Annotated in this window: 17 protein-coding genes, 5 tRNA genes and 1 riboswitch; of the genes, 14 read left to right on the top strand and 8 right to left on the bottom strand. The window is 54.5% G+C overall.

The genetic code is table 11. The features are described 5' to 3' along the window. Positions 1 to 12: 12 nt before the first annotated feature. A complete protein-coding gene (gene astE, locus V6L79_RS21515) occupies positions 13 to 1,023 on the top strand; it encodes a succinylglutamate desuccinylase (RefSeq protein ID WP_261739312.1) in 1,011 nt (336 codons plus the stop codon). Here the strand turns inward: astE and V6L79_RS21510 are convergent. Beyond that, positions 1,020 to 2,519 carry a M91 family zinc metallopeptidase gene (locus V6L79_RS21510; RefSeq protein WP_338579489.1) on the bottom strand — a complete coding sequence of 500 codons (1,500 nt, stop codon included), beginning with the start codon at positions 2,517 to 2,519 and terminating at the stop codon, positions 1,020 to 1,022. The genes astE and V6L79_RS21510 overlap by 4 nt on opposite strands. A gap of 119 nt (positions 2,520 to 2,638) precedes the next feature. After that, positions 2,639 to 3,148, bottom strand: a complete 510-nt coding sequence (locus V6L79_RS21505) for a 6,7-dimethyl-8-ribityllumazine synthase (protein WP_261739310.1) — start codon at positions 3,146 to 3,148, stop codon at positions 2,639 to 2,641. Positions 3,149 to 3,279: 131 nt separating this feature from the next. Beyond that, positions 3,280 to 3,447: riboswitch (FMN riboswitch) on the bottom strand. Positions 3,448 to 3,661: 214 nt separating this feature from the next. On the opposite strand from V6L79_RS21505, the gene ltaE reads away from it, so the two are divergent. The 9 genes from ltaE to mgtE all read left to right on the top strand — a co-directional run bounded on the left by ltaE (position 3,662) and on the right by mgtE (position 11,588). Further along, on the top strand, positions 3,662 to 4,666 hold the full coding sequence (gene ltaE, locus V6L79_RS21500; protein ID WP_321834242.1) for a low-specificity L-threonine aldolase: 1,005 nt from the start codon (positions 3,662 to 3,664) through the stop codon (positions 4,664 to 4,666). Positions 4,667 to 4,812: 146 nt separating this feature from the next. Then, entirely contained in the window at positions 4,813 to 7,431 is a 2,619-nt protein-coding gene (gene alaS, locus V6L79_RS21495; RefSeq protein ID WP_261739308.1) for an alanine--tRNA ligase, read from the top strand. An 83-nt stretch (positions 7,432 to 7,514) separates the two neighbouring features. Then, entirely contained in the window at positions 7,515 to 8,750 is a 1,236-nt protein-coding gene (locus V6L79_RS21490; protein WP_261739307.1) for an aspartate kinase, read from the top strand. A gap of 190 nt (positions 8,751 to 8,940) precedes the next feature. Beyond that, positions 8,941 to 9,129, top strand: a complete 189-nt coding sequence (gene csrA, locus V6L79_RS21485; RefSeq protein ID WP_003175645.1) for a carbon storage regulator CsrA — start codon at positions 8,941 to 8,943, stop codon at positions 9,127 to 9,129. Between the two features lie 61 nt (positions 9,130 to 9,190). Beyond that, a tRNA-Ser gene (locus tag V6L79_RS21480) sits at positions 9,191 to 9,281 on the top strand. 107 nt (positions 9,282 to 9,388) lie between these two features. Continuing rightward, a tRNA-Arg gene (locus V6L79_RS21475) sits at positions 9,389 to 9,465 on the top strand. A gap of 71 nt (positions 9,466 to 9,536) precedes the next feature. Continuing rightward, positions 9,537 to 9,613: transfer RNA gene (locus V6L79_RS21470), tRNA-Arg, on the top strand. A gap of 70 nt (positions 9,614 to 9,683) precedes the next feature. Beyond that, a tRNA-Arg gene (locus tag V6L79_RS21465) sits at positions 9,684 to 9,760 on the top strand. A gap of 385 nt (positions 9,761 to 10,145) precedes the next feature. After that, positions 10,146 to 11,588, top strand: coding sequence for a magnesium transporter (mgtE, locus tag V6L79_RS21460; RefSeq protein ID WP_261739306.1), 1,443 nt, complete (start codon positions 10,146 to 10,148; stop codon positions 11,586 to 11,588). A gap of 117 nt (positions 11,589 to 11,705) precedes the next feature. Here mgtE and V6L79_RS21455 read toward each other — a convergent pair whose 3' ends face one another. The 4 genes from V6L79_RS21455 to V6L79_RS21440 form a co-directional block, all read right to left on the bottom strand. After that, complete coding sequence (locus tag V6L79_RS21455; protein ID WP_019823397.1) at positions 11,706 to 12,026, bottom strand: Arc family DNA-binding protein; 321 nt, start codon at positions 12,024 to 12,026, stop codon at positions 11,706 to 11,708. Positions 12,027 to 12,351: 325 nt separating this feature from the next. Then, a complete protein-coding gene (locus tag V6L79_RS21450; protein WP_338579488.1) occupies positions 12,352 to 12,756 on the bottom strand; it encodes a hypothetical protein in 405 nt (134 codons plus the stop codon). 66 nt (positions 12,757 to 12,822) lie between these two features. After that, positions 12,823 to 13,551, bottom strand: coding sequence for an aspartate/glutamate racemase family protein (locus V6L79_RS21445; protein WP_338579487.1), 729 nt, complete (start codon positions 13,549 to 13,551; stop codon positions 12,823 to 12,825). A gap of 58 nt (positions 13,552 to 13,609) precedes the next feature. Further along, positions 13,610 to 15,151, bottom strand: coding sequence for an NCS1 family nucleobase:cation symporter-1 (locus V6L79_RS21440; RefSeq protein ID WP_261739302.1), 1,542 nt, complete (start codon positions 15,149 to 15,151; stop codon positions 13,610 to 13,612). 852 nt (positions 15,152 to 16,003) lie between these two features. Between V6L79_RS21440 and V6L79_RS21435 the strand changes: the two genes are divergently transcribed. From V6L79_RS21435 to V6L79_RS21425, 3 genes are all read left to right on the top strand, one after another. Next, positions 16,004 to 16,078: transfer RNA gene (locus V6L79_RS21435), tRNA-Arg, on the top strand. A gap of 315 nt (positions 16,079 to 16,393) precedes the next feature. Then, complete coding sequence (locus V6L79_RS21430) at positions 16,394 to 18,208, top strand: AAA family ATPase (protein WP_338579486.1); 1,815 nt, start codon at positions 16,394 to 16,396, stop codon at positions 18,206 to 18,208. Continuing rightward, positions 18,205 to 19,965: a UvrD-helicase domain-containing protein gene (locus V6L79_RS21425; protein ID WP_338579485.1), complete on the top strand. Its 1,761-nt coding sequence runs from the start codon at positions 18,205 to 18,207 to the stop codon at positions 19,963 to 19,965. Before V6L79_RS21430 ends, V6L79_RS21425 begins: the two co-directional genes overlap by 4 nt. Before the next feature lie 813 nt (positions 19,966 to 20,778). Here the strand turns inward: V6L79_RS21425 and V6L79_RS21420 are convergent. Beyond that, a complete protein-coding gene (locus V6L79_RS21420) occupies positions 20,779 to 21,057 on the bottom strand; it encodes a helix-turn-helix domain-containing protein (protein ID WP_073638108.1) in 279 nt (92 codons plus the stop codon). A gap of 136 nt (positions 21,058 to 21,193) precedes the next feature. On the opposite strand from V6L79_RS21420, the gene V6L79_RS21415 reads away from it, so the two are divergent. Next, positions 21,194 to 21,751 (top strand): hypothetical protein, encoded by a 558-nt coding sequence (locus V6L79_RS21415; protein ID WP_073638107.1) that lies wholly within the window; start codon positions 21,194 to 21,196, stop codon positions 21,749 to 21,751. A 1,554-nt stretch (positions 21,752 to 23,305) separates the two neighbouring features. Here V6L79_RS21415 and V6L79_RS21410 read toward each other — a convergent pair. Continuing rightward, the gene (locus V6L79_RS21410; RefSeq protein ID WP_073638106.1) at positions 23,306 to 23,575 is read right to left on the bottom strand and encodes a hypothetical protein; all 270 of its coding nucleotides are present in this window, start codon (positions 23,573 to 23,575) and stop codon (positions 23,306 to 23,308) included. Between the last annotated feature and the right edge of the window lie 562 nt (positions 23,576 to 24,137).

Here is a 24,137-nt window from a genome sequence, read left to right as displayed (position 1 = left end):
TAAGGATGCACCATGCTCGCTCTCGGCAAACTGCTTGAACTGACCTTGGCTGGACGTGAACCAGCCGAGAAAACTCAACTGACTGTCGACGGCGTGCGGATGCGCTGGCTGACCGAAGGCGCGCTTGAAGTACGCCCGCCCGAGGCTCGCGACAACGGCATGGATCTGTTGTTGTCAGCCGGCATCCACGGCAATGAAACAGCGCCGATCGAGTTGCTCGATCGTCTGTTGCATGCCATTGCGCGGGGAGAAATCAAACCCCGCGCACGAATTCTGTTCCTGTTCGGCAACCCGGGTGCCATGCGCACCGGCGCGCGGTTTGTCGAAGAAGACCTCAACCGGCTGTTCAATGGTCGCCACGCAAGCAGCAGCGGCCCCGAGGCCCTGCGCGCGTGCGAACTTGAGCATCTGGCCGAAACGTTTTTCAGCCCGCCTGAGCGCACCCGTCTGCATTACGATTTACACACGGCGATTCGTGGATCGAAGATCGAGCAGTTCGCGCTCTATCCCTACAAGGAAGGGCGTACTCACTCGCGCGACGAGCTGGCCCGCTTGCGCGCAGCCGGGATGGAAGCGGTGCTGTTGCAAAACAAGCCTTCGATTGTGTTCAGTGCTTACACCTACGACCGGCTGGGCGCCGAGGCGTTTACCCTGGAGTTGGGCAAAGCCCGGCCTTTCGGGCAGAACGGCGGGGTCAATGTCGAGCGTCTTGAGCTGCGTTTGCAGCAGATCATCGAGGGCACCGAGTCGCCGCTGGCCGAGGCTTCGCTCGAAGGCTTGCAGCTGTTTAGCGTGGCCCGTGAAGTGATCAAGCACAGCGATGCATTTATCCTGCATTTACCGGTGGACGTCGAAAACTTCTGTGAGTTACCCAAGGGATACCTGCTGGCGCAAGACGCGGGCAAGACGCGTTGGGTCATTGAAGAAGAGGGCGCGCGGATTATCTTCCCAAACCCCAAGGTCAAGAACGGTCTGCGCGCCGGGATGATTATTGAGCCTGCTGCAATCGAGGCGCTGGTTTAGCCTGGAATGAACCTTATGTAGCTTTTGCGTGAAGGCAGCCCCAACTCCTCGCGTATGCCGTTTTCGGTAAAGGCCACCGGGTTGGTCCTGGTGGGAGGGGTGAGCGGGTCGTTATCAAAGTCAAAGGGCTCTGCGCTGGCGGGCAAGCCGACTACCTGCAGCTCCGCGTTGTCGGCCTGGGCTGGCGGTATGTGGGGTTGTTGCGGATCCGGGCCGGTTCCCGAAAAAATGGTGCCGGTCACGTAGTTGTAGGCATGACACAGCTCATGGTAGAGCGAGGCCAGAGGCACCGATTCGTCTTTCTGGTGGGCCGGGTTGTAGTAGACCGTTCCGCCAAAGGCTCCCCAGCCAGCAGAGCCACCTGCTATGTAAGGCGACGCCATCAGCAGCGCGGGCTGGTACATCCCGTTGTCGATACGCTTGAGTTCCACAATGGTGATGGGCTTTTGGCTGGCGTGAATGCTCTTGCTCAGGGCTGCCAGCAGCTGTTGGCCGTAGGTCGAACCCAGTAACATTTTCAAGTCATCGGTCACACGCTCGACGAATGCGGGTGCTCCCTGAATGACCAGCCCTGAACTCGCCAGCGATTGCGCGTCGATTTTGCTGACCTGGCTATCGATAAAGGATGTGGCGTCATTTTGCGTATTGGTGGGCACCAGAACGCCCTCGCTTACGGTGGTCACAGGCTCTATTGAGTGCGCCTTGTCGTTGGGCTTGAGCCCTGCGAAGGCGTTATCCCCCAGGCCTGAATAAAGGGCGTTGCTGCCTTGACCAGCGTACAAAAGATCATCGCCGTCACCGCCACTGATGATGCTGTGTTGCTCGCCGCCAATGGCAATATCATTGCCTTCTCCGGTCTCGATGTAGCACCTGCCAGCCCCGCCGCGCACAAAATCATCCCCTTTGCCGGTGTAGACCGTCATTACGCCGCTGCCGATGGCATTGACCACGTCATTCCCTTCACCGGTTTCGATATAGGTGCGTCCATCGCTCGTCATCACGCGGTCATTGCCGGGGCCGGTGTATACCTGGGCGAAGCCTGAACTGGTGACAACGGTGTCGTCGCCTGAGCCGGTGTTGATGTGCAGGGGCTGCATGACCGTGGCGGCAATGTAGACCGAGTCGTTACCGTCCTGGGTATGGATTTCAATGATTTGTCTGGCGCTGGCCGGGGTAACGCGAAAGCGCAGGTGATTGATATCGATCAGCAGTCGATTACCGGTGCGGGTCACCAGAGTGGTTCGGTGCAGCCCTTCAATGGTGAAAACCAGCCGATCCGTGCCCTCGGAGATAGGTGTGGAGTATTCGTGGGTGTAGCGATCAATGGTGACGCTCTGACCCTTGTGGACAACGACATGAGTGCGGGTCTCGAGGGTGTGGTCGGTTATTGGCAGGGTTGTGGTGGTCGTGCCGGGGCCTTGGCTGGCGCCATTTATGGCGAATTCATGCTCGGCTTGAAGCCGTGCAGTGGAGGCTGAAGGGGTGAAAGAGGTCATCGTGGGTACTCCAGTGAATAAAGAGGCTTTATTCAAACGGCTCTGGAGGGTGCTGCGGTGTCAGATAATTGTAGCGGTGCCCACAAGCCGGACCGAAGTCTGGCTTGTGGGCTGGCGATTTACACCGCGCGTTTTTGCTGGGTGTCCATGCGCTTCAAGTCGCGAATTTTTTGCAGGGTATCGACGCAGGTCTTTGCCGCTTCCTGGCCTTTGTGCACGAAGTGGTCGAAGAAGAATTTGTGGTGTTCTTCACCGGCATGGAAGTGGTGCGGGGTCAGGCTGACCGAGAATACCGGCACTTCGGTTTCCAGTTGCACTTGCATTAGGGCGCTGACTACGGACTGGGCGACGAAATCGTGACGGTAGATGCCGCCATCCACCACCAGTGCCGCGCCGACGATACCGGCATAACGGCCAGTCTTGGCCAGCAGCTTGGCGTGCAGCGGGATTTCAAAGGCGCCGCCGACTTCAAAGAAATCGATGTCGCTTTCCTGATAGCCCTGTACCAGCATTTCGGCCAGGAAGCCTTTACGACTCTGATCGACAATGTCTTTGTGCCAGCAGGCTTGGATAAACGCTACGCGCTCGTGGTGGTTTTTGCTTTTGCTGTCGATTGCGGTGGGTTGCATGTTCAGATTCCTGTTTGTGTGAAAAACAGGGCATATGAATCGAATGGGATTAAAGGGTACGTTCAGGTGGGCAGCGCACGGCCATTTGGCATCGTCACTTGTCCACCTGGTTGACGGCCCTTTGGCGCCAATCCCGTTCTCTCTTCATCCGGACTATGACCGTCGGCCCCGGGATCACACCGGGTCTGCTGACCTTGATCTGTCTTCGCCGAAGCGGGGACCGACCAAGCGCTCGCGGGCTATGCGCTTTGCGCGCAATTACCGCCGGTGGGGAGTCGCACCCCGCCCTGAGAACGTTGCCGCCAGCCTTTCTGGCGGCGGGCATTTTGTATCACAAATTTTTCGCAGATGCATGGCTGCTTTTTGCTAATAGCAATCAAATTTCTTGCTGGGTTAGCAGTCGATTTCTGTGCAAACACAAATATATGGCCAATCTGCCTGCGCTACGCTTGTTCGAAAGGGAATTCCCCGATTAGTCTCCAGTGCTGATCCCTTATTGCCGAGGCCGCTCCAATGACTGTTATCGATCTTCGTAGTGACACCGTGACCCAACCCAGCGCTGGCATGCGCGAGGCCATGGCAAATGCGCCGATGGGCGACGATGTGTATGGCGAAGATCCTTCGGTAAACAAGCTGGAGTCCGAACTGGCCTTGCGTCTGGGTTTTGCCAGTGCGCTGTTCGTGCCCACCGGTACCATGAGCAACCTGCTGGCACTGATGGCTCATTGCGGGCGCGGTGACGAATATATCGTCGGTCAGCAGGCCCACACCTATAAATATGAAGGCGGCGGGGCGGCGGTACTGGGCTCGATTCAGCCGCAGCCGCTGGAGGTTCAGGCGGATGGTTCGCTGGACCTGGCGCAGGTTGTTGCCGCGATCAAGCCTGACGATTTTCACTTTGCCCGCACCCGTTTGCTGGCCCTGGAAAACACCATGCAGGGCAAGGTGCTGCCGGTTGAGTATCTGGCAGCGGCCAGTCGCCTGACCCGTGAGCATGGGCTGGCGCTGCACCTTGATGGCGCTCGGCTGTACAACGCGGCCGTCAAGCTGGGGGTTGATGCGAGTGATATCACCCGGCATTTCGACTCGGTATCGGTGTGCCTGTCCAAAGGTTTGGGTGCGCCAGTGGGCTCCGTGTTGTGCGGCACTGCCGAGCTGATCGGCAAGGCCCGACGCTTGCGCAAGATGGTCGGTGGTGGCATGCGCCAGGCAGGCCAGTTGGCGGCTGCCGGGTTGTATGCGCTGGACCATCAGGTTGAGCGTCTGGCGGACGACCATGCCAATGCGCAGTTCCTCGCCGAGGGCCTGCGTGCTGCCGGGTATGAGGTGGAGCCGGTGCAGACCAATATGGTCTATGTGCAGATCGACGAGCGGGCGGAGGCTCTCAAGGCCTTTGCGGCCGAGGAGGGGATCAGGCTCAGCGCGGCACCGCGCTTGCGAATGGTGACGCATATGGATGTCAGTCACAGTCAGATTGAGCACGTAATAGCCGTTTTTACCGAGTTTTCCCGCCAATAATCTTGCGATCCGTCCAATTGCTTGTCGCTATCGTATAAACACGCTGTACCCGAGGCGAAGGGCCGATATAATGCGGCCCTTTGCGAGTCGCACTGTCGATTGACGTGATTCACTTGCCTCTGGCCGCAGCCTCCGTGGAAGAACCTATGAAAAGCGCAGAAATCCGTGAAGCCTTCCTTCGCTTCTTCGAGGAGCAAGGTCACACCCGTGTCCCTTCCAGCTCCTTGGTCCCGAATAACGACCCAACCCTGCTGTTCACCAACGCGGGGATGAACCAGTTCAAGGACTGCTTCCTGGGTCAAGAAAAACGTGCCTACACCCGAGCGACCAGCAGCCAGAAGTGCGTGCGAGCCGGCGGCAAGAACAGCGACCTGGAAAACGTCGGCTACACCGCACGTCACCACACCTTCTTTGAAATGCTCGGTAACTTCAGCTTCGGCGATTATTTCAAGAAAGACGCGATCAACTTCGCTTGGACTTTCCTGACCGGCGTTCTCAAGCTGCCTAAAGACAAGCTCTGGGTAACCGTTTACGCCAGCGATGACGAAGCGTATGACATCTGGACCAAAGAAGTCGGCGTCCCTGCCGAACGCATGATCCGTATTGGCGACAACAAAGGTGCGCCGTACGCATCGGACAACTTCTGGACCATGGGCGATACCGGCCCGTGCGGCCCTTGCACCGAGATTTTCTACGATCACGGTCCTGAAATCTGGGGCGGCCCGCCGGGCTCGCCAGATGAAGACGGTGACCGTTACATCGAAATCTGGAACAACGTGTTCATGCAGTTCAACCGCACCGCCGATGGCGTGTTGCATCCGTTGCCAGCGCCGTCGGTAGATACCGGCATGGGCCTGGAGCGGATCAGTGCGGTGATGCAGCACGTCAACTCCAACTACGACATCGATCTGTTCCAGAGCCTGCTCAATGGCGCGGCGCAAGCCATCGGCTGTGCCAACGAAGGCCAGGCATCGCTCAAGGTTGTAGCCGACCACATCCGTTCGTGCAGCTTCCTGATTGCCGATGGCGTATTGCCTTCCAATGAAGGTCGCGGCTATGTATTGCGCCGCATCATTCGGCGCGCCTGCCGTCACGGCAACAAGCTGGGCGCAACCGGCAGCTTCTTCTACAAGATCGTCGCGGCACTGGTTGCCGAGATGGGCGAAGGCTTCCCGGAGTTGGTTCGCGAGCAAGCCAACATCGAGCGCGTGCTTAAAGCCGAAGAAGAGCAGTTCTCCAAGACCCTGGAGCAGGGCCTGAAAATCCTTGAGCTGGATCTGGCTGAACTCAAGGGCACCGTGGTGCCGGGCGACGTAGTGTTCAAGCTCTACGACACCTATGGTTTCCCGATGGACCTGACGGCCGACATCGCCCGTGAGCGCAACCTGACCGTGGACGAGGAAGGCTTCGAGCGCGAGATGGAAGCCCAGCGTGTGCGTGCGCGTTCGGCCAGCGCGTTCGGCCTGGACTACAACACTCTGGTTAAAGTCGATGTGCCGACCGAGTTTATCGGTTACAGCGCGACCCAGGCCCCGGCCAAAGTCGTTGCTCTCTACAAAGACGGTCAGTCGGTTGCCAGCTTGAGCGAAGGCGATGACGGCGTGGTCATTCTTGATCAGACCCCGTTCTACGCCGAGTCGGGCGGCCAGGTAGGCGATTGCGGTTACCTGCAAGCTGGCGCAGCGCGTTTTGACGTGCGCGACACCACTAAAACCGGCGGCGCGTTCCTGCACCACGGCGTGGTTGCAGCGGGCGGCCTGAAAACAGGCGAATCCGTTGAAGCCAAGGTAGATGCTGATGTGCGTCACGCCACCGCGCTGAACCACTCGGCGACTCACTTGCTGCACGCGGCCTTGCGCCAGGTGCTGGGCGAGCACGTTCAGCAGAAAGGTTCGTTGGTCGACAGTCAGCGCATGCGCTTTGACTTCAGCCACTTCGAGTCGATCAAGCCTGAGCAGATCAAGGCGCTGGAAGATATCGTCAACGCCGAGATTCGTAAGAACACCCCGGTCGAGACTGAAGAAACCGACATCGAAACCGCCAAGCAAAAAGGCGCCATGGCGCTGTTTGGCGAGAAGTACGGCGACAACGTGCGCGTACTGAGCATGGGCGGCGATTTCTCGGTTGAATTGTGTGGCGGTATTCACGCCAACCGTACTGGCGATATCGGCCTGATGAAAATCATCAGTGAGGGCGGTGTAGCCTCCGGTATTCGTCGGATCGAGGCTGTTACAGGCGCGGCCGCACTGGCTTACCTGAACGCCGCCGAAGAGCAGCTCAAGGAAGCCGCAAGCCTGGTCAAGGGCTCGCGTGAAAACCTGGTCGACAAACTGTCGGCGGTGCTTGAGCGTAATCGCCAGCTGGAAAAACAACTGGAACAATTGCAGGCCAAAGCTGCAAGCGCTGCGGGCGATGACCTGTCATCGTCGGCAGTGGACGTAAAAGGCGTGAAAGTGTTGACCGCCCGCCTGGATGGTCAAGATGGCAAGGCGCTACTGGCGCTGGTAGATCAGCTGAAGAACAAGCTCGGCCGTGCGGTGATCCTGCTCGGCAGTGTTCATGAAGACAAGGTTGTACTGGTTGCAGGCGTAACCAAAGACCTGACTGGCCAACTCAAAGCCGGTGATTTGATGAAGCAGGCCGCTGCGGCAGTGGGCGGGAAGGGCGGTGGTCGTCCGGACATGGCGCAAGGCGGCGGTGTTGATGCTGCAGCCCTGGACGCCGCGTTGGCCCTGACTGTGCCATTTGTCGAACAGGGTATCTGAGGTCCAGTACGCGCCATCGTCTAGTGATGGCGCGTCGTTTGAATGATAAATGGGCGCCCTTTATGGGCTGAGGCTGCTTTGAAATGGCTTTGATCGTACAGAAGTTTGGAGGCACCTCGGTCGGCACTGTCGAGAGAATCGAGCAGGTCGCCGATAAAGTTAAGAAGTTCCGCGAAGCCGGTAATGATCTGGTGATCGTGCTCTCTGCAATGAGCGGCGAAACCAATCGCCTGATCGAACTGGCCAAGCAAATCAGCGATCACCCGTCACCTCGCGAGCTGGATGTAATTGTATCCACGGGCGAGCAGGTGACTATTGGTCTGCTGGCGATGGCGCTGAACAAGCGCGGTGTACCTGCGGTGTCCTATACCGGCAGCCAGGTGCGCATCCTTACGGACAGCTCGCACACCAAAGCCCGCATCCTGAAAATTGACGATCAGAAGATTCGCGCCGACCTTGGGGCCGGGCGTGTGGTTGTGGTTGCAGGTTTCCAGGGCGTCGATGAGCACGGCAACATAACCACGTTGGGTCGTGGCGGCTCTGACACCACCGGTGTGGCACTGGCGGCGGCCCTGAAGGCTGATGAATGCCAGATCTATACCGATGTAGACGGGGTTTACACCACAGACCCACGGGTTGTGGCCAAAGCTCAGCGTCTGGAAAAGATCACCTTCGAAGAAATGCTGGAAATGGCCAGCCTGGGCTCCAAGGTGTTGCAGATCCGCGCAGTCGAGTTCGCAGGCAAGTACAACGTTCCGCTGCGCGTTTTGCACAGCTTCAAGGAGGGTCCAGGCACCCTCATTACTATTGATGAAGAGGAATCCATGGAACAGCCGATCATTTCTGGTATCGCGTTCAATCGCGACGAAGCCAAGCTGACCATCCGTGGCGTGCCAGACACCCCGGGCGTGGCGTTCAAGATTCTGGGCCCGATCAGCGCGGCCAATATCGAAGTCGACATGATCGTGCAGAACGTCGCGCACGATAACACCACCGACTTCACCTTCACTGTGCACCGCAATGACTACAACGCCGCACAAACCGTGCTGGAAAACACGGCGCGCGAGATCGGCGCCCGTGAAGTGGTGGGTGATACCAACATTGCCAAGGTTTCGATTGTCGGCGTAGGCATGCGTTCTCATGCGGGCGTTGCCAGCTGCATGTTTGAAGCACTGGCCAAAGAGAACATCAACATCCTGATGATCTCGACCTCCGAGATCAAAGTGTCGGTGGTGATTGAAGAGAAGTACCTGGAGCTGGCCGTGCGTTCCCTGCACACCGCTTTTGACCTGGACGCGCCAGCCCGGCAGGGTGAGTAAAGCGTTACCAGGAGGGCGCGGTTAATCCGCGCCCTTTGTTTTTTTTGGCAGGCATGAACCAGGCCCACCTGTTTTGTCATGTTGGTCAATACTTAGGAGCGCAGGGTGCTATAGCTGTTCGGCTAGTAGGCCCGGGCTCTTTTTTTTTGCAGACTGTTGTCCCTGAAATGAAAAGTGTGAGGAGAAACGTATGCTGATTCTGACTCGCCGTTGTGCGGAAAGCCTGATCATAGGCGATGGCGAAATTACTGTGACCGTGCTCGGTGTCAAAGGCAACCAAGTGCGCATTGGTGTGAATGCTCCCAAGGAAGTTGCTGTGCACCGTGAGGAGATCTACCTGCGGATCAAGAAAGAAAAGGACGAAGAACCAAGTCTTTAATTTTATTTAAGTTTTTAGTTGCATGCGGGGAAAAGGCTGGTTATTATACGCCCCGTGTTGCGGAGAGGTGGCCGAGTGGCCGAAGGCGCTCCCCTGCTAAGGGAGTACATCTCAAAAGGGTGTCGGGGGTTCGAATCCCCCCTTCTCCGCCATTATTCATGTAGCACGTTCGAATCTAGACAGTTCGGTAAGTTGTTGAAATTACTGAAAAAAAAGCTTGTCAGAGAGATTCAACGGTCTATAATACGCAGCTTCAAATGCACTCGTAGCTCAGCTGGATAGAGTACTCGGCTACGAACCGAGCGGTCACAGGTTCGAATCCTGTCGAGTGCACCATTTAAGAGTTAATGGCTTTGGCGGTTAACTTGGCTTCAACCAGCGGTGGTCTGGTCTAACAAACACAACTTGCACTCGTAGCTCAGCTGGATAGAGTACTCGGCTACGAACCGAGCGGTCACAGGTTCGAATCCTGTCGAGTGCACCATTTAAGAGTTAGTTGCTTCGGCGGTTAACTTTGCTTCAACCAGGGTGGTCTGGTCTAACAAACACAACTTGCACTCGTAGCTCAGCTGGATAGAGTACTCGGCTACGAACCGAGCGGTCACAGGTTCGAATCCTGTCGAGTGCACCAAACACCAAAAAGCCTGCACAGTGTGCAGGCTTTTTGCTATCTGCGATTTGAACATTACTGTCATTCGCCAGACTTCTCCCCAGGTTATGCTGACCCTTGTACACGCTGAGATTTCATCTTCGGCTTGTGTCCTATGCGTTTTAACCTGCGTCGCACAATCATCGTGCAGGCGCCGTTCGACGGCGCCTCGCAAGCTTTTGTTAAGTCCAAGATTTTTGCGTCATAAATTTTTAAGCCGTGTATGATTGCGCCCGTCAGCCCCGCCGGGGCTTGTGGAATACTTCCATGGACTTACCCAGTAGAAACTCAGCATCCCGTTTTTCCAATCATGAATTGACTGATTGATCCTTCCGGCGTGCCCTGCTGCTGGGAGTGGAGTTCGCCTATGACCGAAGTTGAAGTAAAGAAAACGCAAGACAGCCTGCAAAGCCGCCTCGCTCAAGTTATTGAGCTGCTTAATCGCCAGCGTGTGGTCGAAGACCTGACTCATCGTCAGGAAGGCCATAACCATGATCGGGTTGAAAACCTGGTCCATCGGCAAAACCTTGTTGAGCTCCAGCGCAAGCTGGAAGACCTGCACTCCGCAGACGTTGCCTACATCCTCGAAGCGTTGCCGCTGAACGACCGTTTGACGGTCTGGCAGTTGGTCAAGGCTGATCGCGATGGCGACATCTTGCTTGAAGTATCCGACTCGGTACGTGAAACCCTGATCGCCGACATGGACGATCACGAGCTTCTGGCAGCCGCCAAGGAGATGGATGCCGACGAACTCGCTGACCTGGCCCCTGAGCTGCCGCGAGACGTCGTCCATGAGTTGATGGAGACCCTTGATGGTCAGCAGCGTGAGCGCGTTCGCTCCGCACTGTCCTACAACGAGGATCAAGTCGGCGCCCTGATGGACTTCGAGATGGTGACGATCCGTGAGGATGTCAGCCTTGAAGTCGTACTGCGTTACCTGCGTCGCCTCAAAGAGCTGCCTGGGCATACCGATAAATTGTTCGTGGTCGATTACGACGGTGCGCTCAAGGGCGTGTTGCCGATCAAGCGTTTATTGGTCAACGACCCTGAAAAGCAAGTGTCCGAGGTAATGGCCAGCGATCCGGTGAGTTTCCATCCGGACGAAGATGCCTACGATGCCGCTCAGGCGTTCGAGCGTTATGACTTGATCTCGGCGCCTGTAGTCGACAAGAACGGCAAGCTGATTGGCCGTCTGACCATCGATGAAATGGTCGACCTGATCCGTGAGGAGAGCGAAACCGAAGTTCTCAACATGGCCGGTCTGCGCGAAGAGGAAGATATTTTTGCCTCGGTCTGGAAGTCCCTGCGTAACCGCTGGGCCTGGCTGGCAGTCAATCTGGTCACGGCGTTTATTGCTTCGCGGGTGATCGGCCTGTTTGAAGGCTCGATTGAAAAACTGGTGGCACTGGCAGCGCTGATGCCTATCGTGGCCGGCATTGGCGGTAACTCTGGCAACCAGACCATCACCATGATCGTACGAGCGATGGCGCTCGATCAGGTCAACACCGGCAGCACCTCGCGTCTGATGCGCAAGGAGCTGGCCGTGGGGCTGATCAATGGCCTGGTGTGGGGCGGGGTAATTGGCGTTGTTGCGTACCTGCTGTATGGCAGTTGGTCGCTGGGCGTGGTGATGACCGCGGCCATGACACTCAACCTGCTACTTGCAGCGCTGATGGGAGTATTGATCCCCATGACGTTGGCCAAGATGGGGCGTGACCCGGCCATGGGCGCGAGTGTGATGATTACCGCCATGACCGACAGTGGCGGGTTCTTCATCTTTCTGGGGCTGGCAACCATCTTCCTGCTTTGATGGTCTGCGGCCTGATCGGACACTGTCTGATCAGGCCGTTTTTGTAGCGGGCGTGAACAGCGCCCATAAAAAAAGCCAGCGCGATGCTGGCTTTTTTGTGCCTGATTTAAATCAGGATTACTCGGATGCCGCTTCAGCGTCGTGAGCAATCAGTGAAACCAGGGCGTTTTGCTGGCGATGTGACAGTTGTCGAAAGCGTTGCAGCAGCTCACGTTCATGCAGGGAAAGTTCTGGGCTGTCCAGGCGCATGCTGAGTTCGTCACCCAGTACACCTTCCTGAATAAGGCTTTGCTCAAGACGAGCAATGATTTCTGAGTTCATGCTGCGGTGATGGTTGCGAGCCACTTCGGCGATGCGCTCGCGCATTCCGTCTGGCAGGCGTACGACGAACTTGTCAGCCGTACGGCTGGAGTAAATAGCCTGTTTCAATGGGCGCATTATAGTTAACCGGTTAGTTCAGGGGAGCGGTTCTCGGGAATTGGCCGCAGGATGTATTTAAGACCGTCCTGGTGGCCAAATGTTCAACCTGAATTGCGAAGAGGCGCGCATCATGCCTTAAATCTGCCATTTTCCCGGCGTCAATTCTGTGACAAATATTGCCCCGGATGCAGGCGTTATGCCAGCAGTGATTATCAAAAACATGCGCTGGTATTCATAGCGTACAGATTTAGCGCTTATCCAGAAGGGTTGTGCCCTTGCAGGTTAGTAGCCTTGGCGCAATTGTGGGTCAAACTTGATTATTCACCCGTTCTCAGTGCGCTCATCAAAAAAACCAGCGTTCAACTTCGGCTGCTTCGCGGGTGGGGCGATCATTGGTCGCCAAATGAGGAGCTACGCTGGTGGCCGCATTCATCACCGCCAACTGGGGTAGCGGTTTGAGTGGTTTGCTGTAAACAGCTGCTATTTCAACGGGTTGCTCAGCCGAAGCAGGCTCAGGTTGAAAGTGCACAGCTGCCAGCACGGCCAGCGCAAGGGCATTTAACAGTAAGAGTGTGCAGTTCATGGCGGTCATCTCTGAGAGCATGGACGGAGTACTGTTACTAGAGCAGTCTTCATGCCAACTGTAGAATGGGTAAAAATCTATATAAAACAGTTGGTTGAAGTATGTCTTGGAGAGGGGCTGATTGCAATTTGCAATGATGGCTTTTTGCTGTAGTGCAATTTGCATGGCACGGAAAAAAGCGAGGAATTATCAGCCCTGTGCAGCCGCGGATAGCGGCTGCAGCGTGCTTGTCTAGCGTGCGAATCGAACTGCCCACCCCGTAATCGCCTTGGGGCGGGGTGTTGCGTAGGTGCGTACTTTCGACGTCGACAGCCCCAGGCGAACCAGCGTTTCGGCGATGGTCACCGCTGCCGTTACACCATCAACCACCGGCACACCGGTGCGCTGACGAATCTGCTCATCCAGTCCGGCCATTCCTCCGCAGCCCAGGCAAATAACTTCCGCCCGGTCTTGGCTAACCGCCAGTTCGGCCTGTCGAACAATGGCTTCAACAGCTTGTTGCGGTGAAGACTCGAGTTCAAGAACGGCAAGGCCGCTGGCGCGTACCGAAGCGCAGCGCTGCCACAGTCCTGACAGTTTCAAGCGGTCTTCAATCAGTGGCACGGTGCGATCCAGTGTGGTGACCACCGAGTAGGCACGCCCCAAAAACATGGCCGTGCTGGCCGCAGCGTCAGTGATATCCACCACGGGCACGTTGAGCAACTCCTGCAATCCTTCGCGGCCATGCTCGCCATATCCGGCCTGGATCACGGCATCGAAGGGCTGATCGTAGGCCATGACGCAGTCCATTACCGCGATTGCGGCCAAATAACTTTCAAAATTGCCTTCAACCGACTCAGCGCCGAAGCTGGGCGTCAGCCCAATGATTTCGGTGCCCGGCGCGGCTACGGATTGCGCCTGCCGAGCAATGGCCTGAGTGATGCTGTCGGTCGTATTCACATTAACCACGAGGATTCGCATGGACTCTCCTTGGAGTGGCTGGGAGGAGGCGGCCTGCACGCGGCAGACCGCCGTTGCATCAATGGCTGGCGTTATCGACCGCAATCGATTCGCCGCTGACTTGGGCGTAGTGGGTTTGGCGTTTGGCGATGATCAGATAAAGCATCGCTGCAATACCGGCACCAATCAGCCAAGAGAATGGAGAAACAGTGTGGAAACCCGGAACCAGCGCCAGAACAATTGCGATCAGCGCTGCCGGAATAAACGCCGCAACGGCGCGCAAATTCACGCCACGGGAGTAGTAGTAAATACCTGTGGGGTCTTCGCTATATAACGCTGGCACATCCACCTGGCCTTTTCGTACCAGCCAATAGTCGACCATGATCACGCCATATAACGGGCCGAGCAGGGCGCCCAGGCCAGACAGGAAGTAAACAATCACCAGCGGACTGTTATAGAGATTCCACGGCAGGATCAGCACCGCGATGGTTGCGCTGATCAGTCCCGCCCGGCGAAAGGTCAGGTACTTGGGGGCCAGGTTGCTCAGTACGAAAGCTGGCGCGACGAAGTTGGCCATGATATTCACCGCCACCGTCACAATCAGAAATGCCAGGCAGCCCAGCACCAGGAAGAAAGTATTGGGGATCGACGCAATGATCTGCGTCGGGCTCTCGATAATTGTCCCGTTGATTTGAAACTGAGCGCCGCAGAGCAGGACGGTGATACCGGCAAACACCAGAATATTCACCGGTAGGCCCCAGAAATTTCCGACCGTGATGGTTTTGCAGCACGGCGACGAACGCGAAAAGTCACTGAAATTAAGGATCATCGTGCCGTAAATCGCCAGCCACAGCGCGCCACCGGCAAACACATTGCGCCACACCTCTGCGGTGCTCAATGGCACGCGATCCGACCAGGCAATGCTGCCGTTGGCCTGAAAGTACATCCAGGCAGCAAGGCACAGCACGGTGATTAAAATCACTGGCCCGGCAAAGGCTTCATAGCGGCGAACCATTTCCATGCCGTAGGCGAGGATCGCCAGTTGCACAAACCAGATCGCGACAAAACATACCCAGCCCAGGGTCGACAGCCCAAGGATCGAGTCGTGGTCATAGGCAGCGAAACCGGGATGAATGGCGGTCAGCAACACACGCAAGACCACAGAGGCCAAATAGGTCTGAATCCCGAACCAGGCTATCGCGATAACGGCGCGTATCAGCGCCGGAATCTGGGCACCATGAATGCCGAAACTAATACGGCTAATAACCGGAAACGGCACTCCGGTTCTCTGGCCCATATAACCCGAGAGGTTCATGAAGTTGAACACCAGCGCTGCGCCGATCCCGAGCGAGAGCAAAATTTGCCAGCCATTCAGCCCAAGTGCATACAGCCCGATGGCAAACGAGTAATTGGCAATGTTGTGCACATCGTTGGTCCACAGGGCAAAAATACTGTAGCGGCCCCAGCGCCGACCTTCGGTTCTGGTCGGGGCAAGGTCGTTGTTATGCAGGCGCGGACTGAGTGCCAGTGGTGCGGGCGTGGGGCCTGCGGTGTGGGGGAGGGGAGTTGAAACCGGTGAAGGTAAATCCAGAGCGATGGTATCGGCGAGTCTTGAACGCATTCTGGCAAGCTCCTGATGCCTGCCGGCGTGATGACTGTTCATGAGCGTTGGCTCGACAAATCTTCGTCACGGCTGGCGGGAATCACTGGTTGTGAGAGTCCGCGGTATGCCTGCTTTTTGCTGCAGGCTACGAAACAATATGTACTTAGTTTTTGTTTATTTTGTATACAAGTTCCGTGTTGGTGTAAGCGATATTCATGCCAGCAGAAACACAGAGATCAGCAAAAGTGTTCATGGACTGCTTTGTGTTTTTTCATCTATATGAAAATAAAAGGATTTTTATTTTTTACCTGGCTGCTGAAAAACCAGCGAATAGAAAGGGAGATGACGCGTGGTCGATTGCGACCAAAGAATGGGTTGTTACTTTTTGATGCAGAAAACCTGTGTGGATAGTTTGAGTGCACCGTTATGTGACGTTTTGTATACGTTTTTTTGGCTGTAAGCACCTGTAAATACCCTGCTCCAGGTCAAGCCCCCCTGTGGGAGCGAGCCTGATTGCGAAGATCATTCGCGAGCGGGCTCGCTCCCACGCTTGAAGTATCTCTGCGGATACTCTGTTTCCGGGTGCGCAGCACGCGTAAATACAAAGCGTCAGGTCTGACGGTTACGCCGCATTCACGGCTATGGGGAGTGTGTCTTACCGTTAAAAAGCCCACACGCGACATGACAAATAAAGGCCTGGCCGTTACCATGCTCGCCGTCATTTGTCTCAGTAGCTCAATTGGATAGAGCATCCCCCTCCTAAAGGCTAGACACGATTTCTTGCAAGGGACAGGGCGCGGTGATAAGTTGTGATGGTTGTTGGTTTGGTTTTTTAGTTTTTCTGTTTGTATTCAAGCTGTTACGTCTGTAGTCCTTGTAGTTCAACGGATAGAACGGGGCCCTCCTAAGGCTCAGATGCAGGTTCGATTCCTGCCGGGGACACCATCTTAGTCACTACTTCAGTCACTACTTCTCTTCTTGCTCAGCATGACCTTGCTCGGGTCAGCTAGGCCTCGCGCTGACCTGCACATCCATCGCGACGTAGGCATGCGCTATGCACTCTGTCGGCAAGCTTCGATTTTCATTCGCTTTGATCGATATCAAGTCAATTATTGCGCTGTGCGCGATCCTCTACGCATATCAACCGCGTGTAAGTGTCAGCTAGCTCACATCAGGCATGGCTTATACGCCTTTGGATCCATCCCCTCGTGATTTCGTGCCACTGCTATAGTGGCTCATAGAATCAACTGAGGGATCAGAATGAAGGTCGTCAAACTCGGCATAGAGAATTTTCGCGGGATTCGGTGCGCCAGTCTTTGCTTCGATGGGCATACGCTCCTGGTTGGAACGAATAACGTAGGGAAAAGCACCATCTGTGAGGCTCTGGATCTGGTGTTAGGCCCGGATCGACTCAATCGGTTCCCCCCCATAGATGAGCACGATTTTTACAACGGAATTTATCTGTTCCCGTCTCTAGAAGAGGGATTGCCGCCTACGCCAATTCGCCTGCGTATCGAGGCTGTTCTGATTGGGTTGAGCGTCGAGGTTAGTAATCGGTGTGGAGGTAACTCGGAGTTTTGGCACCTGTTAGAAATGCGCGTTCTCGCGTCTGGTGAAATCGCCTCTGCGAATCCACCCGATGTCGTACCTTGCCTAAGGATCGAGACCATTGGTCTCTACGACATCGAGGAGGACGAGTTTGTCGCCAGGACTTATTTCTCTCATAGCCCTGATGCACCATTGGGTGAGTTGACGGCTGTTCCAAAGACCATCAAGCGACAGTTCGGATTCCTGTATCTGCGCACCCTTAGGACGGGATCGCGAGCGCTCAGTTTGGAGCGGGGGTCGTTGCTGGATATTATCCTGAGAGCTAAGGGTGTAAGGCACAGCCTCTGGCAGAAAACGATATCTCGGCTGCAAAGCCTAGACATTGAAGCCGATGCGACTGAAATAGCTCCCGTCCTTAGATCAGTTGAAAAAAGGCTCTCCAGATATGTAGCCCTTGAATCGCCTGGCAATGCCACGAAGCTTCACGTATCTGAACTTACCAGAGAGCATCTACGGAAAACGCTGACCTTTTTCATGGCGCTATCCGCTGATCAGGCGCATGTTCCGTTTGCCCATGCCGGCACCGGGACGATTAACACCCTAGTGCTGGCGCTGCTGTCACTTATTGCTGACCTCAAGTCTGATGTGATCTTTGCGATGGAAGAGCCTGAGATCGCTGTTCCCCCACATACTCAGCGAAGGATCGCCGAGTACCTTCTCACCAAAACGACGCAGGCGTTCGTCACGTCTCATTCTCCCTTTGTGATCGAGAAGTTTGAGCCTAGTCAAACGCTGCTGCTTGCCCGACAGGACGCCGGTACTGTCACATCTCGCAAAGTCTCGGATGCGACCGGACTTAAAGATAATGATTACAGACGATTCGCTAAGTCGGGGCTTTCTGAGTGCATGTTAAGTCGCGGTGTCATCGTCGTTGAGGGGGTAACCGAGCTGCATGCTATGCCAGTGATTGCTCGTCGCATGGAAGAACAGGATCCGAGTCTCCAGCCGCTGGATATTTCTGGGGTGGCATTCTTTGACGCGGATGGCGAGTCGAATGTGCCCAAATTCGGCAAGTTTTTTAAAACTTTGGGGCTTCGGACGTTTGCCTTCTACGATCTTCTTCCCAAAGGAAATCGAAAACCCGAGGTGCTCCAAGCGTTGGCCGATACCTATGAGATAAACACTGAACACCCCTACAAGGGCTTCGAGGGTCTGCTTGCTGCTGAGGTTCCAGCGTCACGTCTTTGGTCATTTCTACTCGATCTGAAGATCAGCGACGAGAGTGGAAACGTGATGGTGCCTGAGCTACAGCCAAGTGATGCTGCGGTAAGGTCTTTGGCGATGCAGGCTCTTGGAAGTAACAAGGGCGCGGGATGGGCGGCTCGCTTACTTAATGACTGCGAATATGAGGAGCTGCCCGGAGCGACTAAAGATTTCTTGTCTGGTATCTACAAACTGTTCCCTCGTCCTGTAGAAGCGGAAGAGGAATCGCAGTCTGATGATGCTTGGTTGGATGATCCGATATGACCGAGGCGCGTGATTTGCGCGATACAGTTATCGCCTGCGAGAAGCACATTTTAGTATTAGGCGGCCCCGGAAGCGGCAAAACTACGTTAGCTTTGCGCAAAGCGGTTCACCGGATCAGGCAGGGATTGCTTCCAGGGCAGTCCGTCTTATTCCTCAGTTTTTCACGTGCGGCTGTGGCTAGGATCGCAGATGCGGCGAAGCTGGAGTCCACGACGCAGGAAAAGGATTGCCTTTCAATCCAGACCTTCCATTCATTTTTTTGGACCATTCTTAAGGCGCACGGTTACCTGCTTGGGGCTCCAACTAAGCTATCTATCCTGCTTCCCCAAGATGAAAAAGCTCTATCGGCGGGTATCGACGATGAAGATGTAGGTTGGCCTGCTTGGCTGGTGGAGCGCGATCGCTTGTTCAGGGAGGAGGGCAGGGTCGCGTTCGATTTTTTTGCTACCAGCGTAGGCGATTTGCTAAAGAGCAGTAGTTATCTGCTTCAATCGGTCGCTGCTAAGCACCCACTCATCATCGTGGATGAGGCGCAGGACACCAGCGAGCCAGCGTGGAGCAATATTCAGCTTCTCGCGGCGAGGTCCCAGGTGATGTGCCTGGCTGACCAAGAGCAACAGATTTTTGACTTCTTGCCTGGCGTGGGACCGGAACGAATCTCCGTGATTCGCCAGGTTTTGCAGCCCTTTGCTGTGGATTTGGGAGCGCAGAATCACCGTAGTCCGAATTCGGAGATACTTTGCTTCGGAAACGACACGTTGAATGGCGTCGTTCGTGGGGCGCCGTATCAAGGTGTATCACAGTTAATGTACCGACCAGAAAATCCCACCCCTAATTGGAATCATTTGCTGCGTCGTGCTCTTAAGGAACTGTATGGCTCCATTATCGCGCAAGCCGGCGCCGTGCCAGGCACGATCGCCATCCTGGTCGGTAATAATCGCAGCGCTTTAAGGATGTCTAATGCGCTCAACGCACTGGAGCCTAATGTTGGCAAAGCCGTTCAACATAAGCTCCATTTTGACGAAGCAGAATCTCTGCTTTCAGCACGGTTAGCTGCCTTTCTCCTGGAGCCAAAAAAATCAGAGAACGAAGCCTTTGACATAGCATCTAGCATGGAGCTAATCGCTGCGGCCCGTAATGCCACGGGCCAGGCAAAAGCTGCTATTGCCACGCTGAAAGCGCAGGCTCTGCAAATGAGGCAGGGTAAGCAGTTGAAGATCAACCTCGTAAAAGCATTGCGAGGTGTGCTGTTGACCCTATCTGAGTCTCCGTTCACGGGAGATCCCGCTAACGATTGGCTGGCGGTGAAGGGTGCGCTGCGGGGAAGTGGTCAGAGCGAATTGCTCAGAGTGGCGGACCAGCTTGACTACCTTGTGGCCTTCAGGCGTGGTCACCGCATCTCTGCCGCATTGGCAGCGGAGTGGATCCGGGACGGGAAATACACCAATGCTCGGGGTGCCCTCGATCAAGCTTTGGCGCAGGAACAAATTCTTGATGGGGTTGAAGCAATACCTGGTCTTCAGATAATGAATATCCACAAGGCTAAAGGGAAGCAATTCGACGGTGTGATCATAGTTAGAGAAGCAAAGCGGAGCGCCAACGGAGTGGGGTCGTCCTTTGTGTGGAGAGACGACGATCCGCCGTACCCCAAAAGTCGAAGGCTCCTGCGAGTGGGCATCACGCGTGCTCGAACGCACCTCCTAGTGCTTAATCCCCTGTGGCCTGTATGTCCTCTCTTAAAAGGGCAGCAACTATAATCGGCTCAACTGAAAAACAAAGCTATCTGAATGACGTGCTGACTCGCTTGACTAAGCAGTGGCCAAGTGGAATTGAGCAGCTTCCGGTAGAAGTGGCAGCCAGTTCAATCACGGAAAACGTGATGTCCCGCCGCATAGAGCGATGTTGATGAGACGGTAGGTGCTTCAGCCAGCCTTTTTCAAGGCTGAACTAGACCAGCTTGGGTGCTCCCGTGAGGCGTATGCCGGATCAGCCTAGCTCAGGCTGTCAGTCTACGAGATTGGGCAATGGAGGTGGCAAGGGCGCTAATAGATGAGAAAAATTCTTAATAAAGCATCATTTGTAATCAAAAAACATACCCGGCTTTGCCGGAAGATAACCAGGGTTGTTCAGCGAAACACCTACAAGAGGTATTTTATGTATATATATACAGTGTGTCAAGAGAAAAATTAATCGTCCCTGTATTGACTTTTATGTGAGGGTGGGCATGTATTTTTATTTGTGTATCAAAGCTTTACTTTGACTTTCAGCAAGGACTTGTCGGCTGAATGAGGAGAGTGTCGTGTTTTGTCGCGGTGTGACGCTTTTATATGGGCTCTAGAGCGTTTTTTTGTTGACGGGTGTGCCAGGGTGGCGGCTAATCCCCATCGTCCAGCCTGCGCGCTTGTAGGTTGCTCCTGCTTTTTTTATATGATGCCGCTCGTTGGGCTGCGAAAAAAACCACAAAAGCGACGCAACATTCCACGGCACCGCACCCCATCCTTGACTCTACGGCTTCTTGGTTCATCACTACACTGCTCGGGCTCGCACGGGTTGCGCGTCTTCAGACTGGATCAGATCCAGTTGCAAACGTCTTCACACAGCTCATTCAGGAAGCTGGCAGAGTCTTGGCTGTCCTGCTCGTAAAACGCTGTGAGGGTGAGTAATGCTGCTGAGGAGACGTTTAGAAGCGCGGCCAATTCGACGATGCGTTCTAGAGTTGGCGAGTGGATTCCTCTTTCCAGTGCGCTGATATAGGTCCTTACGACGCCCGGCTCAAACGCCTCTTGCGTCATTCCGCGGGCCTTTCGTATCTGTCTCAAGGCCTTACCAAAAGCGAGCTTCACGTCCATCCTCAAAATACCTTGAGCAAATCCATACATGAGAAATTTGCTCGGAGGTATTTTCTACACTGTATACCATTCATTTTTATCGAATCGCTGGTATCCTCTCTGCGACATACCGGGCAACTAAACGTGGAGATATTTAATGATTGGCGACATCAATGACGCAATCCTGAGGCTAAAAAGTGACGCTGGCGACCTGCCGTTCACCGGCTATCTCACGAATGCTCACGTCGAAGATCCTCCGAGCGTTAAGGGCGAAATTTGGCGGCACATTCGAGCCGAACCCTCCGGGAAATTCGCAGACGGTCATCGCATCGAGACATCGCGAATGGTTGAGATTGAGGTCCGTGGCGAGAGCATGTGGGTGGTTACCGAGCAGGGAAGTCGGTATGGCATTCTTTCTATCAGCCCGATCGGTTGGATCTATTTCAGCAGCATCCTTCGTATTAATGAGCGTCTCAATCCAGCGCCAGCGCAAACTCCTCGATTCATAATGGATCTCCAGGCTGTTGATTCGCCGTTGCCGGAGCTTCGCGGCCTTCGGATGAGATCGCCCAAGCAGCCCGATCCTGCTGCTGTGGTGAACTCTTCGTCGATTCGTCGTGTTCTGAATCCGAGCGCGCAGCCGCCCGAGGTTGAAAGTACTGAACGATTGATCGAAGCCTTGAAACGAAATGGCGTGCGCTTTGTGACGCATTAACGATTTGTTAGGACGTACCTATGACGTAGGTTCGGCAGAAATTCTGCCTGAGTCGTTATCGGCCAGTAACGGACGTTTCTGTGCGGGGAGAAGTCTGCCCCAAAAGAATTGTGCCAATGCTGGCCTCAACGGATAGCGAACGGTGGGGAAAAGTGCACTTTAAAGAAGCATTCGCCCTGGTAAATGATCTCGCCCAGGCCATGTCTGCGATATTTGACAGGGTCACACTAGAGATTGCCTTGGGTGGCGCCAGTCCAGTCATCGGCGACTGGTCGGACCCAGCCAACTAGGGAATGCTGGTCACCGGCGATGGTGTTGGGTGCAAGAGCGGCGTGTATTTGTTTCGTAGCCGAGTTGCTGCTCGCGGTAAGCCCTCCGGGTCGTCACTATGGTCGTGGAGGCATCAGCGATGCTTCTAGCCTGCCAGGTAAGCAACGAAGCCAAGCCATTTAGGTCGACCACGCTTTCGTTAAGCTGCTGGCGCCGAGGATTTTCATAACCCGCTTCATGTTGTAGGCGAGTACCTGTGCATGAATGGCGTTAGGAACCGCTTTTGTCCGACTTCTGCCGGTCAAGGTTACCCAGAATGCCGGTCTAGTCCGATGAAAGCGACTGGTCAAATCCATGCAATACGCAAAAAAGAATTTCACCGACCGTAACGCATTTTTTTTACGTAACATCGTTGTGTTACAAGCAAAAAAAAGCGTTACGTCACGGTGGCTAAAGGCCGTGAGAGGGCTCCGAGTCGAAAAATTTCAGGACTGAGTGCCCCTATCCAGAACTTCTAGGCATGGGTGACTAGCATTGTGCAAAATTTGCACTTTCCAATTGGGGGATCTGGGTGCATCGGTGCCGCCATCGCCCGGCAGCGCTTACAGACACGATATCGGCTCAAAGCACCCAGTCAGTAGTCAGCCTCTACACATGCCTTGGAGACCTTAGAGGTGGTTGTATCGCGAATCAGAGCCTGCCGCTCATCTCCACAGCGCGTCGGCGGAGACTCGCGATCGTAAACCTGCTCTCCGGATGTGAGTGCGCCATTCGATATGGCGGTGAGGCCATACGACTTGAGCGTTCGGTCGAGAATAATCAGGCTCGTTTGGAAGGGTAGCAGCGCGCTCGTTGCGACGGAAATCTGGTTACGCACGCAGAACGCTTTCTACGGATTGAGGAACTGGTCGCCAAGGTAGGGCGGTGAGGTAGCACTCGCTCGTATATGTATACGGTGTACGCTCCTCAGCTCCGCAACTATTTTGTGAGAATGCTCAATTCTGCTCAAGGCTCGCTGGAGAATTGCAGTGGATCGATATAGCCAACTTGCATTGTCATCTGGGCGACTGCTAATCGCGGGCATTCCTTGCAACCTTTGGTTAAATTCTGCTTCGCGGGTCTCTAATAGGCACATCATTCTAACAGCGCTAAGTTGGTTGCATTCAGCACTGCCTTTTCAACTTGGAGTTAATCTAATTCTGTTGCCCCCCACCCCCAGCAATAATTGCAATGCCTCTGGTTGGCGAAGTTTGCTAATACACTTATGTCAAGGCGGTCTATAAATCAAGCATCTCTTTCCGTACGCTCAGCGAAAAAGGATTCCAGCCACTCTTCAACGTAGTTCTCCACAGTCCCCCAATCTATAATTTTCATCGCGTCTTCGGGAATATTTGACTGATAAACTTCAATAATCTCCCAAGCCTTGGTATCGAGAGGTGTATTTTCTGGTAACTCATAAATCAAATAGTCTGCAACATCCCGTGCGTTCCAATCTTTGTCAGCAAGAATCTCCAGGCAACCTTCCAAGCTATTACCAGCAAATAAGTGACTCATACAGTCTTCAACTCAAAAGTTATTTAGAGTATAGTATCGAAGCTAAATATCGTTGGCAATAGGTATGAGTAAATTTAGTCCAGTGTGTGGCAAAAGAAATTATACTAAATAATAAATATTAGTCGCGTATGAGGCTTCTATGTGTGACGATTACTGGGTTGTTTAATTAATATGAAGCATGTTTAATTTTGTTCTCAAATTTCAAGATGATGCACGCTGTTTTTGAATGTTAATTTATAGAAAAACAAGCACCTATTCGGTAGGCATTGCGCTGAAGTAATTTGATCAATCCTATCAAGGTAAAATGGCGCTCTTGAGCATGTCTCGGTTGGTGATTCGACGCAGGGGCGGACTCATCTGGTTCGCAAACCTGATGTTCCCTCTAAAAAGCGGGCTCAAAATTATAAAAGCGCGGAAAACAAATTTTCAACCACTAATCACTTATGGGCTATAGGCACCATTGGTGGCTTTTTCATGAGATCAGCACTCGCAGTTGTAGGAATCCGTGGATGAACATTAAGATTGAGGCGCTGATCACCCGTAGAATCGGCCTCGCCTCTGA

This window comes from Pseudomonas sp. ML2-2023-6 (genome assembly GCF_037055265.1).
In the GTDB taxonomy this organism is placed as follows: domain Bacteria; phylum Pseudomonadota; class Gammaproteobacteria; order Pseudomonadales; family Pseudomonadaceae; genus Aquipseudomonas; species Aquipseudomonas kulmbachensis.
This window is presented reverse-complemented; position numbering and strand designations above follow the sequence as displayed.